Source organism: Lysobacter sp. 2RAF19 (genome assembly GCF_052115395.1).
In the GTDB taxonomy this organism is placed as follows: Bacteria; Pseudomonadota; Gammaproteobacteria; order Xanthomonadales; family Xanthomonadaceae; genus Noviluteimonas.
Window position 1 is genome coordinate 29,976 of record NZ_JBFRGO010000002.1, and the last position, 14,228, is coordinate 44,203.

The 14,228-nt window shown below is 66.3% G+C and carries 13 protein-coding genes; 2 read left to right on the forward strand and 11 right to left on the reverse strand.

Features of this window, described 5'->3' with window-relative positions:
- Window positions 1-37 precede the first annotated feature (37 nt).
- Complete coding sequence (locus AB4059_RS06980; RefSeq protein ID WP_498977951.1) at window positions 38-337, forward strand: NHLP-related RiPP peptide; 300 nt, start codon at window positions 38-40, stop codon at window positions 335-337.
- Here AB4059_RS06980 and AB4059_RS06985 read toward each other — a convergent pair.
- The 4 genes from AB4059_RS06985 to aceB form a co-directional block, all read right to left on the reverse strand.
- Entirely contained in the window at window positions 326-2,989 is a 2,664-nt protein-coding gene (locus tag AB4059_RS06985; RefSeq protein ID WP_498977953.1) for a putative peptide modification system cyclase, read from the reverse strand. The genes AB4059_RS06980 and AB4059_RS06985 overlap by 12 nt on opposite strands.
- A 24-nt stretch (window positions 2,990-3,013) precedes the next feature.
- Window positions 3,014-4,039, reverse strand: a complete 1,026-nt coding sequence (locus tag AB4059_RS06990) for a GGDEF domain-containing protein (RefSeq protein ID WP_498977955.1) — start codon at window positions 4,037-4,039, stop codon at window positions 3,014-3,016.
- A gap of 148 nt (window positions 4,040-4,187) precedes the next feature.
- Window positions 4,188-5,495, reverse strand: coding sequence for an isocitrate lyase (aceA, locus tag AB4059_RS06995; protein ID WP_498977957.1), 1,308 nt, complete (start codon window positions 5,493-5,495; stop codon window positions 4,188-4,190).
- A gap of 30 nt (window positions 5,496-5,525) precedes the next feature.
- Complete coding sequence (aceB, locus tag AB4059_RS07000; protein ID WP_498977958.1) at window positions 5,526-7,157, reverse strand: malate synthase A; 1,632 nt, start codon at window positions 7,155-7,157, stop codon at window positions 5,526-5,528.
- A gap of 109 nt (window positions 7,158-7,266) precedes the next feature.
- On the opposite strand from aceB, the gene AB4059_RS07005 reads away from it, so the two are divergent.
- The gene (locus AB4059_RS07005) at window positions 7,267-8,235 is read left to right on the forward strand and encodes a LysR family transcriptional regulator (RefSeq protein ID WP_498977960.1); all 969 of its coding nucleotides are present in this window, start codon (window positions 7,267-7,269) and stop codon (window positions 8,233-8,235) included.
- Between the two features lie 4 nt (window positions 8,236-8,239).
- Here the strand turns inward: AB4059_RS07005 and AB4059_RS07010 are convergent, their stop codons facing one another.
- The 7 genes from AB4059_RS07010 to AB4059_RS07040 all read right to left on the reverse strand — a co-directional run bounded on the left by AB4059_RS07010 (window position 8,240) and on the right by AB4059_RS07040 (window position 14,183).
- Window positions 8,240-9,646: a hypothetical protein gene (locus AB4059_RS07010; protein ID WP_498977962.1), complete on the reverse strand. Its 1,407-nt coding sequence runs from the start codon at window positions 9,644-9,646 to the stop codon at window positions 8,240-8,242.
- Window positions 9,634-11,013, reverse strand: a complete 1,380-nt coding sequence (locus AB4059_RS07015) for a glycosyltransferase (protein WP_498977964.1) — start codon at window positions 11,011-11,013, stop codon at window positions 9,634-9,636. The genes AB4059_RS07010 and AB4059_RS07015 overlap by 13 nt, the downstream gene beginning before the upstream one ends.
- Window positions 10,967-11,995 carry an NAD-dependent epimerase/dehydratase family protein gene (locus AB4059_RS07020; RefSeq protein ID WP_498977966.1) on the reverse strand — a complete coding sequence of 343 codons (1,029 nt, stop codon included), beginning with the start codon at window positions 11,993-11,995 and terminating at the stop codon, window positions 10,967-10,969. The genes AB4059_RS07015 and AB4059_RS07020 overlap by 47 nt, the downstream gene beginning before the upstream one ends.
- A 124-nt stretch (window positions 11,996-12,119) precedes the next feature.
- On the reverse strand, window positions 12,120-12,734 hold the full coding sequence (locus AB4059_RS07025; RefSeq protein WP_498977968.1) for a lysophospholipid acyltransferase family protein: 615 nt from the start codon (window positions 12,732-12,734) through the stop codon (window positions 12,120-12,122).
- 17 nt (window positions 12,735-12,751) lie between these two features.
- Complete coding sequence (gene arfB / locus AB4059_RS07030) at window positions 12,752-13,177, reverse strand: alternative ribosome rescue aminoacyl-tRNA hydrolase ArfB (RefSeq protein WP_498977970.1); 426 nt, start codon at window positions 13,175-13,177, stop codon at window positions 12,752-12,754.
- 12 nt (window positions 13,178-13,189) lie between these two features.
- Window positions 13,190-13,945, reverse strand: coding sequence for a pseudouridine synthase (locus tag AB4059_RS07035; protein ID WP_498977972.1), 756 nt, complete (start codon window positions 13,943-13,945; stop codon window positions 13,190-13,192).
- Window positions 13,929-14,183 carry a DUF559 domain-containing protein gene (locus AB4059_RS07040; RefSeq protein WP_498977974.1) on the reverse strand — a complete coding sequence of 85 codons (255 nt, stop codon included), beginning with the start codon at window positions 14,181-14,183 and terminating at the stop codon, window positions 13,929-13,931. The genes AB4059_RS07035 and AB4059_RS07040 overlap by 17 nt, the downstream gene beginning before the upstream one ends.
- Window positions 14,184-14,228 lie beyond the last annotated feature (45 nt).

Sequence of the window (14,228 nt, forward strand, 5' to 3'; positions counted from 1 at the left end):
AGGTTTCCGGGGTTTCCATCACACTGGGGAGTGCGATATGGCGGGCAAGGGACCAAAGCTGGACCACAAGACGGCGCACAAGCTGCTGGACAAGCTGTCGAAGGACGACGATTTCCGGACGCTGTTCGAAAGCAGCCCGCACGAAGCGCTGACGCAATTGGGATGGCAGCCCGAGGCGACCGCCGAACGCACGGGCCTGGCCGCGGGGACCAGCGCGTGCCTGGCCTCGTCGGTGACGCTCGCGTCGAAGGACACGATCGCGGCCGATCGCGACGCGCTCGTCGATTCGCTCGCGATGCCCTTCCAGTTCAAGCCGCCGGCGGGGCTACTCGCGTAACAAGCTTGCACGCGCGGCTTCCCGCCGCGCGTGCAGGGCGCGTGGCAGGCCTTCGGGTCGCCACGCCTTGTCGAAGGCAGCCAGTTCGCCTTCCGCTCGCTTCTTCTGCCCATGGCTGGCGAGCAACGACGCCGCTTCCAGCGGGGCCAATCGCGTTTCCGCGATCGTCAACGGATCCAGCATGCCGCCCGTACTCGGTTCGGCGAAGGCACGCCCGCGATGCGTGGCGACCCAATGCCATTCGGCGACTGCGCCTTGCCACTGGCCCGCATCGGTGAGCGCGCGCGCGTTCGCAACATGGACCATCTGCAGCGCGTCGGGCCGGCGCGCGATGGGCGAAAGACGCGCGATCGCCGATGCCGATTTGCCGGCCATGCGGTCCTGTTCGGCCAGCAGCACGTCCCATGTTTGTTCCGCGAGGGGATAGCCGGCGACCTTGCTGCGTTCGCCGAGCGCAGCGATGGCTTTGGACAGTACCGCGGCATGACCGGAGCGCGCCGCCAGCCAACCCATCGCGAGGCGTTGGTTGGTGCTCGCCATCGGGTAAGTCTCGTCGAGCTTGGCGCTGTTTGCGTTCACCCAATCCAGGCGACGCGCGAGCGTGTCGGCCGACGCACTCCCTTCCGTAACCAGGTCGATGCCGGCGGCATAGAGCTGCCACATGGTGTCGGCCCAATACGGATCTTCCTTTCCGGACACTTTCAAAGCGCGGTCGAGCGCTTCCCGCGCGTCGGCGAACTCGCCGCGATCGATCCGCGAGATGAAGCGCCATTCCAGCGATTCGAGGTCCTGGTTCATGAGCGAGGTGCCGCCCCGCGCGCCGAACACCTTGTCGGCATCGGCGATGCGGCCCTGCGCCTGCAGGGCCTTCGCACGGAACATGGCCGCGCCGCGTAACCCCATGCCTTGCGCGCGATCGAACGCGGCGATCGCGCCGCGCAAATCTTCCTGGCCAAGCAACAGGATGCCTTGCAGGTAGAAGGCCGATGCGGCCATCGCGCTCTGGCGCGCAGTCGCGGCGCGAGCGGCCGGCAAGGCCTGTTCGAAGCGGTTGGCCATCATCCAGCTGTCCTGCGCGTAGCCGAATTGCGCGGACAAGTAATCGGGGTACATCTGCGTCAGCTGCTCCCAGCGCGCGAGCAGCGGCTCGGTGGGACCGAAGCGCGCGATCTGCGTCTGGAGCGCCAGCGTTTCGCGCGGTGTCAATCGATCCTTCATCTGCGAGGCGGCGATCAACGCCTCCTTGCCTTCCTTCAGTTTGCCCTGGGCAACGAGGACACCACCCACGCCCATGCGCGCGAGCGCGAAATCCGGGTCCAGTTCGAGGGCGCGGCGGTAAAACCCCAGCCCCCCCACCATGTCGCCGTTGTCCACCTTTTCCAGCCCGAGCGCGTAGGCCTTGAGCGCGTCGAGGTTGGCGGTGCTCGCCTGCGGGAGCGGTTGCGAATCGCGTTGGATGCTTGCGATCGCTTCGCCGAGATTCTCGCGCAACTGGCCGGTCACCTCGTCGATCGACGCCAACGCCGATGCAGCGCCGGTGCCATCCGAAGTTTCGGAATAGACGGTGGTCTGCGTGCGCGGATCGATGACTTCCGCGCTGACGCGCACGCGCCCGCCGACTTCGGACACGGTCGGCAGGATTACCGCGCGGGCGCCGTCGCGGATCGCGATTTCCGATGCGATCTCACGGTCCAGCGTCGTGCCCGGCGTGCGCTTCATCAACGCCAACGTGTCGCGCACCTTGAGGTCGCTCAGCACGTTGACGTAACGCGATTGCTCCAGGCTGATGCGGAAGGCCTGTTCGAGCGATTCGTCGAGTACCGGCTGGCCAGTGAGATTCCGCAAATCCCCAACCACCACCCAATCGCGTTCGTTGAACGCAATCGCGGGCGTCGGGCGCGTCAGGAACCACGCGCCCGTTGCGATGCCCGCGACGAGGAACAATTCCGCGGCAAGCGCCGTCGGACGACGCCACACGGGAATGTCGCGCCACGCCTTGCCGCCGTTCTGCTTGGGCGCGCGCAGCGGTGCGTAACCCGGTTCGCCGACTTCGAAGACTTCCTGGCCATCGGGCACGCCCTTGAAGCGCCAGCGACCGTGCGATTTCCAGATCAGGTGTTCGCTGCGTTCGCCGAGTTCGCGCGCGGCGCGGCGTGCGAGCGGTTCGGCGGTCGCCGACAACAGGATCTGCCCGGGGCGCGCGAGCGTCATCAGGCGGCCGGCGAGCGGTTTGGCGAGGCCTTCGACTTCCAGCGGTTTCGCACCGGCCTGCACCGCGGCTTCGCTGTTCTGCCACGTCAGCACTTCGCCGACATGCAGGCCCGCGCGCGCTTGCAGGAGCAATTTGCGGTCGCGTACTTCGGGGCGGTCGCCGAGTTCGCGCAGACCGCGCGCGTAGTCGAGTGCGAAACCCAAACCATCGACCGGGCGTTCGAACAACAACAGCAACCCGTCGCTGCGATCGATCAAACGGCCGCGCCAGCGTTGCTGCAGTTCCAGCACGAGGCGATCGTGCGCACGGAACAGCGCCGCGGCCGGCGTGTCACCGAGGCGTTCGACGAGCAACGTGGAATCGCACAGATCGGTCAACAGCAGGGTACGAACCTGCGGGCTGCTCGCCGGATCGAAGCCGGCCTGCGCGAAGTCATTCATGCACGATCCCTTGCATCGTCGCGCCTAGGCAGGCGCGAGCGCGTCGTCCTGCCATTCCACGCGGTTGCCGCCCAAACGCTTGGCGCGGTAGAGCGCCGCATCGGCCAGCGCGTACCAGTCGTCCCATTCGGTGTCCGGAGACACCAGGCAGGCGCCGACGCTCAGGGTGGCGATCGCCGGCGGCGAAGGCTGCATTTCGTGCAAGGCGTGCGCGGTGGTCGTGATGAACTCGGCCACGCGCATCACGTCGTCGCGATGCTCGCCCTTGATCATCAGGCAGAACTCGTCGCCGCCCAGGCGGCAGGCGATGTCGTCGGGACCGGCGGCCGACCGCAGGATGTTGGCGACGCCCTGCAGCACGCGGTCGCCGACCAGGTGGCCGTGGTCGTCGTTGATGTTCTTGAAGCGGTCGCAGTCGATCAGCAGCAGGCCGCGGCCGGGCTGCTCGTCGGTGCGGCGGCGCTGTTGCAGGTGCAGATGGAAGCCGCGGCGGTTGGCCAGGCCCGTGAGTTCATCCGTTCGGGTGAGTTCTTCGGTCTGCGTCAGGCGGTGCGTGGTCGCGCGCAGGGTGTCCAGCGCGGTCTGCAGGTCGAGGTTGCGGCGGCGCAGGCGGCCGATGAGGCTTTGCTCGTTCAGCACCACGCGCATGATGGCGCGGCGCAGGAAATGGGCGAGCAGGCGCGGGTCGCGATCGACCAGGGTTTCGAATTCCTGTTGGCGCAATTCGACCAACATGCCCGGGCTGGACACGGTGGCGTCCGCACTGCGCGCATGGTCGCCGATCAGCAGGCCGAGTTCGCCGAAGAACTCGCGCTGCCCCAGGCGCTTTGCGACCAGGTCGTCGCCGAAGTCCAGGTCGACCGAGCCTTGCGAGATGACGTACATGGTCGTGCCGAGGTCACCACGGCGAAACAATTTTTCGCCAGGCTCGACGCGACGCTGCTGCCCGATTTGCGCGAACAGCGCGTACTCCTCCGCAGTCAGGGACGCGGCGGGTTCCAGAACTTCAATGTCGGCTCGGCGCCGTCGAGGCGCGCGGTCGCGATTCACACTTCGATCCCCCGACGTGACCGGCGGCCGAGGATACCACCTGAATGAGTTCATCTCCTGAGGTACGGATTGGGGCGGCCTGTCCGGCCGCCGCCAACCCCGGTCACCCCGCTACAGTCGATAGCGGATTCAAGAACCGTGCAGCTTGTCACGCCGCAGCGGCGGGGCTCACCTTCTGGAACTGCTCTTCCTCGGTCGAACCCTTCAGGGCGACGGTCGAGCTCTGGGCGCCCTGGATGGTCTGCGTCACCGCGTCGAAGTAACCGGTGCCGACCTCACGTTGATGTTTGACCGCCGTGAAGCCCTTGTCGGCGGCGGCGAACTCGGCCTCCTGCAATTCGACGAACGCGCTCATCTGGCGGCGCGCGTAGCCGTGCGCCAGGTTGAACATCGAATAGTTGAGTGCGTGGAAACCGGCGAGCGTGATGAACTGGAACTTGTAGCCGTAGCTCGCCAGCTCCTTCTGGAATTTCGCGATGGTCGCGTCGTCCAGGTGCTGCTTCCAGTTGAACGAGGGCGAGCAGTTGTAGGCGAGCAGCTTGCCCGGGAACTTGGCGTGGATCGCTTCGGCGAAGGCCTTGGCGAACTTCAGGTCGGGCTTGCCGGTTTCGCACCACACCAGGTCCGCGTAGGGCGCGTAGGCCAGGCCGCGCGAGACCGCCTGGTCCAGGCCCTTGCGCGTTTTGTAGAACCCTTCGACGGTGCGCTCGCCAGTGATGAAGTCGCGATCGTTGTCGTCGACGTCGCTGGTGACCAGGTCGGCGGCTTCTGCGTCGGTGCGCGCGACGATCAGCGAGGGAACGCCGAGCACGTCGCTGGCCAGGCGCGCGGCGACGAGCTTTTCGACCGCTTCGCGCGTGGGCACCAGCACCTTGCCGCCCATGTGGCCGCACTTCTTGACCGACGCCAGTTGGTCTTCGAAATGCACTGCGGCGGCGCCGGCTTCGATCATCGCCTTCATCAGTTCGAAGGCGTTGAGCACGCCGCCGAAACCGGCTTCGGCGTCGGCGACGATGGGCTGCAGGAAATCGATGGCGTCATCGCCTTCGGCGTGGTGCAGCTGGTCGGCGCGCAGCAGCGTGTTGTTGATGCGCTTGACCACCTGCGGCACGGAGTTGGCGGGATACAGCGATTGATCCGGATACATCTCGCCGGCGAGGTTGGCGTCGGCCGCGACCTGCCAGCCCGACAGATAGATCGCCTTCAACCCGGCCTTGACCTGCTGCATCGCCTGGTTGCCGGTGAGCGCGCCGAGCGCGTTGACGAAGTCTTCGGTCTGCAGGTAACGCCACAGCTTCTCGGCGCCCAGGCGCGCGAGGGAATGCTCGATCGGTACCGTACCGCGCAGGCGCACGACGTCGTCGGCGGTGTAAGGGCGCTCGATGCCGGCCCAACGCGGGTTGTTGGTCCAGTCCAGGCGCAATTGTTCGGCAGTCGGAAGGGGGTTCGTCTTCATCGTGGTGCTCCTTGTCGTGTGACCCGACGGTCAGTCGATCCGTGCGTAGGCCGGAAGGGTGAGGAAGTCTTCGAGCGTGTCTGCTTGCGTGAGTGTTTCGAGAAGTTCGATCGCTTCGTTGATGCGCGTGCCGCCGGGGAGCTGCATGCGGTCGGCGAACTTGCTGGGCAGGCCGATCAGCGCGCGTTCGAGCAGCGCGAAATCGATCGGCGAGCCGTCGTCCAAGTGCACGGGCGGGTCGCTGTGCAGCCATTGCCAGAGTTGGGTGCGGGAGATCTCGGCGGTCGCGGCGTCTTCCATCAGCCAATGGATCGGGACGCAGCCGTTGCCCTCGAGCCACGCGGCGAGGTAGCGCACGCAGACTTCCACGTTGTTTTCGAAGCCTGCGCGGCTGATCGTGCCCAACGGCGGCTTGAGCAGGATCTCGCGCAGCTCGACATCGGTTTTCCCGCGCACGTCGTTGCGCAGCACGAACTGTTGGTGCGCGCCGAGCATCCATGTATCGAAGACTTCGCGCGCCAGCGGAATGAGGGCCGGATGCGCGACCCACGTGCCGTCGTGGCCGGCGCCGACTTCGCGCACTTTGTCGGCGCGCACGCGTTCCATCGCCCGCGCATTGGCGGCTTCATCGCCCGAAATCGGGATCTGCGCCGCCATGCCGCCCATCGCGTGCGCGCCGCGGCGGTGGCAGGTGTGGATGAGCAGTTCCGAATAGGTCTTGAGGAAAGGCTGCGTCATCGTGACCTGCGCGCGTTCGGGCAACACGCGATCGCGATGGCGGCGGAAGGTCTTGAGATAGGAAAAGATGTAATCCCAGCGGCCGCAGTTGAGCCCGACGATGCGCGTGCGCAGTGCGTGCAGGATCTCGTCCATCTCGAACACGGCCGGCAGCGTTTCGATCAGCACCGTGACTTTCATCTGGCCCTGCGCCAGGCCGAGCGTGCGTTCGATGTGCGCGAGCACGTCTTCCCACAGCGCGGCTTCTTCCATCGCCTGCAGCTTGGGCAGGTAGAAGTACGGGCCGCGGTCCTTCGCGGCGAGCGCCTTGGCATTGTGGAAGGCGAACAGGCCGAGGTCGAAGAGCGAGGCGGAGATCGGAACGCCGTCGACGAGCAGATGTTTTTCGTGCAGGTGCCAGCCACGCGGGCGGACGATCAGCACCGCTTGTTCGGCGAAGGATTTGAGGACGTAGTGCTTGCTGCCGTCCGGCGCCATCCAGTCGAGCGTGCCGACCACCGCCTTGCCCAGCGCGCGCTGCCCGGTGAGCAGGTTGTCCCAGGTGGGCGCGGTCGAATCCTCGAAGTCGGCCATGTAGCAGTTCGCGCCGGAGTTCAGCGCGTTGATGACCATCTTCGGATCGGTGGGGCCGGTGATCTCGACGCGGCGGTCGAGCAGCGCCTTCGGCAGTTCGGCCACGCGCCAGTCGCCGGCGCGCAGGTGCGCGGTGTCGGTGCGGAAGTCGGGAAGCGCGCCGGCGTCGAAGGCGGCCTGGCGGAGTTGGCGTGCGGCGAGGCGTTCCTGCCGCCGTGCTTCGAAGCTGCGATGGAGTTGCGCGAGAAAGGCGAGCGCCGCGGGCGTGAGCAGTTGCTCCTGTCCCGGGAGCGTGCGGGTGAGGGTGACACCCGGCATAAGGCTGTCCTGGTCCTGCAGTACTGCCGACATGGTCTGTCCTTGGGTCAACCGAGGACTCGACCGTACGAGCCAGTACTGTATTGGACAAAACAGTTATCGCAATGCTATTGATAAGCCACGCTTATATGAAGGTGGCGTCATGGGGAAATCGAAGACGCAAGGCCCGGATTTCGAGGCGGTCGCCCCCCGTTTCGCCTACAAGGCGGACCGGCTGAAGCCCCTGCGGGCCTTTTGCCAGACCGCGCGCCTGGGCTCAGTCTCTCGCGCGGCCGAGGCGCTCTATGTCTCGCAACCGGCCATTACCCTCCAGTTGCAGGCGCTCGAGCGCGAACTGGGGGTCAAGCTCTTCGACCGCGTCGGCCGCCGCCTCACCCCGAGCCGCGAAGGCCAGGTGCTCTACGAACTGGCCAAACCCCTGGTCGAAGGCATCGACGGGCTCGATGCCGTTTTCCATGACAAGGTCCAGGGCCTCGACGCGGGTGATCTCAACGTTGCCGCGGGGTCCTCGACGATCCTCTATCTCTTGCCCGGCATCGTCGAAGCCTTCCGCCAGCGGCGGTCCGACGTTCGCCTGACCCTGCACAACGTCACCGGCGCCGGCGGTCTGGACCTGCTGCGCACCGACGCGGTCGACCTCGCCGTGGGTTCGATGCTCGATGTGCCGGCCGACCTGCGCTACATGCCGGTGTATCGCTTCGAGCCGATGCTGATCACGCCGCTGGATCATCCGCTCGCGCACAAGGCGGACCTGAAGCTCGAGGATCTCTCACCCTACGGCTTGATCCTGCCACCGAAGCGGCTCACGACCTATCGCCTGGTCGACCTGGTGTTCCAGCAGAACCGCGTGCCCTACACCGTCGCGCTCGAAGTCGGCGGCTGGGAAGTGATCAAGCAATACGTCGCGATGGGCCTGGGCATCAGCATCGTCACCGCGATCTGCCTGACCGAAAGCGATCGCACGCGGCTCGCGGCGCGTTCGCTCGCGCAGTATTTCCCGTCGCGCAGTTACGGCGTGGTGGTGCGCAAGGGCAAGTTCCTGTCGCCACAGGCGCGCGCCTTCATCGAGCTGATCCAGCCCGACCAGTCGATCGATCACTCCGAACGCTGAGCCCTCAGGGGCAACGGTCTGCGCGGAATTCGCAGAAGCGGTAGCGCATCTGCAAGCCCATCGAATGCCCGGTGTATTGGCCGAATTCGTTGAGGCGCTCGCTGTAGGCGGCCGTGGCGAGCAACTGCCAATGTCCGAACAGGCCCAGGCTCAGCGTCGCGTTGGCATCGGTCGCGCGCTTCCACCCATCGAAGGATTCGTCGCGCTGCACGCCCACCGCGGCCGACACCTGCAACGCGACTTCTTCGCCGAATGCGAAGTAGCCCGACACCACCGGTGCGAAGCGACGATAGTCTTCCGGGCTGTAGTAGCCCGTCCCCGGGTTCGTCGAATAACCGAGCCACTGCGCCTGCAGGCCGACGTCGATCCACGCCGCCTCGCTGCGATACACCGCGTGGCGCCAGTCGGCATCGATGCCACGGTGATTGTTGCCGTCGCTGAAAGCATCGGCGGCCAGCCGCGCGGTGATCGTGTCGCGCATCGTGGGCGTCGATGTGAGGTCGACGACGACGCCATTGCGCATCACGCCGTTGGACAGCGCGCGCGGCGAGTAGGCCACGCGATCGCGCTCGGCGGCGACGCCGTAGGTGAACGCGTCACTCGCACGATGGGTGAACGCGATGCGGCCGATCGTCGCGCCGTCGCTGGTGCCGTCGGCGAAGTCCAGTTCGGAGCGGCCGCCTCGCAGGTCGAGCGCGAAGTCCGACGACGGCGACAGACGCACGCCGGCGAACAGGCGGCGCTCGTCGATCGAATCGCCACCGCGCAAGGAAGCGAACGGGCTGCCTACGGGCGATTCGTGCGTGCGATTCGTTGCGTCGAAAGAAAGCCGTACCGCATCGCTGACGCGCAGATTGGATTCCATCGTCGCCGTGCGGATTTCGATGTCGTCCGAATCCGAGTACACCGAAAGCGGCGCGCCCACGTAGGAATACAGCGGCAGGCGCACGGCCTTCGCGAGCGCGAGGGTGTCTTTCGAATCCGGTTGCAGGGCTTGCACGGTCGCCAATGCATCGAGCGCGCGCTCGGGGCGTTCGCCGATGCGTTCGGCCAGGGCCTGGGTCCACGCGATGCCGTACGCATCGGTCGGCGCCGCAGTCTCCACGGGCACGTTGCCGAGCGCGGCGACTTGCACCGGCGCCGTCGACGCTCGCGCCTGTTCGTACAAGGGCCTGTTGAGCGCGAGCGCGTCATTGCGGCGACCGGCCCAGGCCTGGATGCGTGCACGCAGCGCGCGCGCCTCCGCATCGTCCACGCCAGACGCATCCAACGCTTCGATGGCGCCGGCATAGTCGCCCCGCCACGCGAGCCGCCGCACCGCATCCAGCGCGGAATCCTGCGCACTCGCGGGCAGCGCCGTCGCCAGCCCCAGTGCGAGCGCGATCGCGCTTGCGAGCCTCACTTGCGCCATTTTCGATTCCCCGTGATCCACAAGTCCGTCGCGAAGCGCGCCATCGTGACGGTGTCGGCGAGCATCAGGAAGTAGCGCAAGGGCGTGACCAGCACGCCCTTGGCCGCGATCTCCAGACGTTGTCCCTTGGCGACGATCGCGAGCACCGTCAGCGACACCACCATCTCGGCGATCACGGTCACCGCCAGCGGTTCCCACATCTGAAGCGCGAGCATGATGATCAGTGCGGCCGGAAAGCCGACCTTCTCGATCGAGCCCAGGAACAAGGCCCAACCGATCGGGCGTCCGTATTGTTTCGTCGTCTTGTCGCCGAAGGGCTGGCGGTACTGCTCCTTGATGACGCGCAGTTCTTCCACGCCCGATTCCCTGTCGCGCCGACGCTTGCGCCAGGTCTTGAACACGCGGAAGGGCGTGCGCACCAGGCTGTCGAAGTAGAAGCAGCTTTGCAGGAAGGACGAGGACCACAGGTACACCTGCCGCGGAAGGCGCTGCACTTCCGGCTCCTCCGAACGCGCGAGCACATCCTGCAACTGGATGTTCCGATACCCCTCGTTGTTGAGCGCGAAGCCGATGAAGATGTCTTCGGAATTGGTGAGGTCGTCGCCGAACAGCGGCTCGTAACGGTCGAACAAATCGGCGATGTACTTGCGGCGATACGCCACCGCGCAGCCCACCGGATTGGTGATGCTGCCGAAGAACACCATCTGGCCCTTGTAGACGAAGCGCTGCAGGAACAGGTACAGGCATTCGCGATACGAATTCGTGATCCACCACCACAGGCCGTGCAGGCGCCCGCGCCGGGCGTGCGGGTCGTCCCACGTCGGCGCGCCGTGCCAGCGCTGGAATTCGGGTGTCTGCGCGAGCGCATGCCGGTTCTTCGGCCGCATCGGCAGGATGTTGCCGCAGGCGCTGGCGATGCCCACGCCCTGGTAGAGCTCCTGCACGCAGCGTTCGATGTAGTTGGTCGATTCCAGGAACGTGTCGCCGTCGAGGATGAACTCCACGTCGCTGTCGAACTCGCGCGCCTGGCGCTTGATCGTCGGCGTCTTGCCGATCGAACTGGCGCGTTCGATGACGGTGAGGTCCAGCCCGGCTGCGGCGGCGTATTCGCGCGCGCGCGGCACCGTCGCGTCGCGGCCGCCGTCATCGACGAGGATGATGTGGCGCGGGCGCATCGTCTGCCGGGCGATCGAAGCCAGGCAATGGATGATGTTGTCTTCTTCCTTGAAGGCCGGGATGACGACGTCGACGACCGCGCCACGCCAGTCCTGCGCCGGCGTGGGGATCGTCTTGTCGGGCCCGCGCAGCAGCCCGACGATGCTAAGCAGCGCGTTCGGACTCAGTACGAACCAAGGCGCGGTAGCCATCGCATCCCTCTTCCAGTTTGGCGCGTTCGATGGCGATCAAATCGTCGATCGTGCGTTCGAGCGTGTATTCGTGCTGGAACCCGGTCATCGCGCGCAGGCGCGACAGGCTCGGTCGCCGGCGGCGGATGTCTTCGAAATCCTCGCCGTAGGCTTCGCGCAAGGGCACGTGCTGGATGTGCGAACGGCTGCCCGCGCGCTCGATCACCAGTTGCGCTAGTTCCAGGATGCTGATTTCGCGGTCGTTGCCCACGTTGGCCAGCAAGGTATTGCGGCCCGCGAAGTTGGCGAGCGCGTCAAGCGCAACGACCGTATCGCGCGCATCGCAGAATGACCGCGTCTGCGTGCCGCCGCCGAACACGGTGATCGGTTCGTTGCGCACGGCCTGCGCCACGAAACGCGGCACGACCATGCCGTAACGCCCGACCTGGCGCGGCCCCACGGTATTGAAGAAGCGCGCGATCACGGCCGGAATGCCGAAACGCTGTGCGTACGACAGACCCAGGGCTTCATCGGCGATCTTGCTGACCGAATAACCCCAGCGCGTGCCCGCACGCGTGCTGACCGACAGATCCTGGTCTTCGCACAGGATGTCTTCGTCGTTGTGGCCGTAGACCTCGGAGCTGGAGGCCAGCACGACCTGCGGTTTCCAACCGCCCGAATGCGCGGCCCGCAACAGGCGTTCGCAACCGGCGATGTTGGTAGCCAGCACCTTGGTCGGCTCGGCGAGGACGCGATAAACGCCGACGACGGCCGCGAGGTGATACACGCGATCGGCCCAACCGACGACGCGTTCGAGCTTGTCCCACGTGAGGATGTCGGCTTCGTCGAAGCGGAAGCGCGGGTTGTCTTCGTGCGCCGCGACATTGCCGCGCACCCCGGTCGACAGATCGTCGACCACATGGACCTGGTCGCCCCGCTGCAGATGGAGATCGACCAGGTGCGAGCCGATGAAGCCCGCCCCACCCGTGATGAGGATATGCATGCAAGTCCTCCCCCTGAAAGGACGTTGCGACCGCTGTCTGTATGGCGCCCGAAGTGTGACCCCGTGCACGAAACATACGCATCAAATGTGCCAATCCGGCCACCAGCGGTCGGAAAGTCGCGGCTCAGGGGGTGCCGTGATGCTTGCCCTGCCACGGGCGATACCACGCGCGGATGCGCTGGATGTCGCCGTGCATGTCGTCGGTCAGCTCGAACATCGGGCCGATGCCGATGATCCGGTCGGGGTAGTGGAAATACGCGGGGACCACGGGCACGTTCGCCCGCTTCGCGATTTTCCAGAAGCCCGGCTTCCAGCGTTCGACCGGTTTGCGCGTGCCTTCCGGCGCGAGGCCGAACCAGAACTTCCCGGCTTGGTCGATAAGTGACGCAGCCTGTTCGACCACGCCCTGCGCAGCGCTCCGGTTGACCGCGATGACGCCCAGGCGGCGGAGGATCGGCCCCATCGGCCACCAGAACAACTGGTGCTTCCCGAGGATGCGGATGTCCAGGCCGAGCGCGAGCTTGGCGGCGAACCCCCAGACCCCGTCCCAATTGGAGGAGTGCGGTGCGCCGATGAGGACCGCCTTGGGCACGTCCGGAAACGCGCCGACCATGCGCCAGCCGCCGAGACGGAGCAGCGTGCGCCCGCACCAGCGCGTGAATCGATTGGGCTTCACCCGCGGCACGGACGGCGGCAACGCCAGCACGTGCCCGGGTGGCTCCGAATGAGGTGGCGACATTCCTTGTTCCTGCGCTGTCAGTCGTCCCAGGTGCGGCGCGCACCACGCGAGGACTTGATCGTACTGCGCCCGCGCTTGTCGTCCAGCCTCCGCTGTTTCGCGGCGCGGGACGGTTTGGTCGCCACGCGCTTCTTCGGCACGTGCAACCCGCTGGCGATGAAGGCCGCGAGCCGCTCGCGCGCGTCCTCGCGATTGCGGTCCTGCGTGCGGAAACGCTGCGCGCTGAGGACCAGGACACCCTCGAGGGTCAGGCGGCGATCGCGCTTGGCGAGCAGGCGCGCGCGCAGCGGTTCGGGCAAGGAAGGCGAGTTGGCGATGTCGAACCGCAGTTCGACCGCGGTGGCGACCTTGTTGACGTTCTGCCCGCCCGGGCCCGACGAACGCACGAAGCGTTCGACGAGTTCTTCGTCTGGGAGTTCGAGACCGGGCGCGATTTCCAACATGCGGCGACTGTATCAGGCGTCGGTGGCGTGGCCGAAGAGGGAAAGCGCCTTGGTGAATTCCGCGTCGAAGGGCGCGCGCACGTCGATGCGCGCACCCGTCGCGGGATGATCGAAGGCCAGCCGACGCGCGTGCAGCAGCATGCGGTGGATGCCGAGCATGCGGAACGCGCGATTGTGCCGGCCATCGCCGTGGCTGGTGTCGCCGATCAGGTGATGCGAGACGTGCTTGAGGTGCCGGCGGATCTGCCGGAAACGACCCGTCAGCGGATGCGCGCGCAGCAGCGCATAGCGCGAGGTCGGGAAATGCGCGGAGGGAAATTCGAGTTCGCAGGTGGCGATGCGTTCGAACGCGGTGGTCGCGGGTTTCTTCAGCGGCTTGCCGGGGCCGCCGTCCAGCGGATGGTCGATGGTGAAGCGCTCGTCGGTCGGCCAACCACGGCAGACGGCGATGTAATCCTTCTCCACGTCGCGCGCCATGAGCGTCTTGCCGAGCGCGGACGCGGTGTCGCGATCGAAGGCGAGCAGCAGGCACCCGCTGGTCGCACGGTCGAGGCGATGGACCAGGAAGATGGGCTTGCCGAACTGCTCGCGCAGGCGATCGGCGGCGAAGTCGGTTTCGCCGCGGGCGAGCGCGGAGTCGTGGACCATCAGGCCGGCGGGTTTGTCGACGACGGCGAGTTGGTCGTCGACGTAGATCGCCTGGAGTGCTCCCTCCCCTGCGAAGGCAGGGGAGGGCCGGGGAGGGGTTGCGTCATCGAGCGCGTTCATTGCACACCTTGAGAATCACACCAAGCACCCCGTCCCGGCATTGCAACAACTCGTTGTTCCAAAACCGCAAGACGCGATAACCGTTGGTCTCCATGCGCCGTGTGCGCAGGGCGTCGTAATCGCGTTCTTCCGAATGCTGGCTGCCGAGGCGACGGCCGCGAAGGTGGCGCCACAGTTTTCGTTCGCAAAGGGTTGCGTTGTTGCGGAGTTTGCGCGCATTGATCCAGATGGGCTGCATTGCTGCAGCTTCGCGCTGCGGGGGTCGGTTGTCTGTCGGGGAATG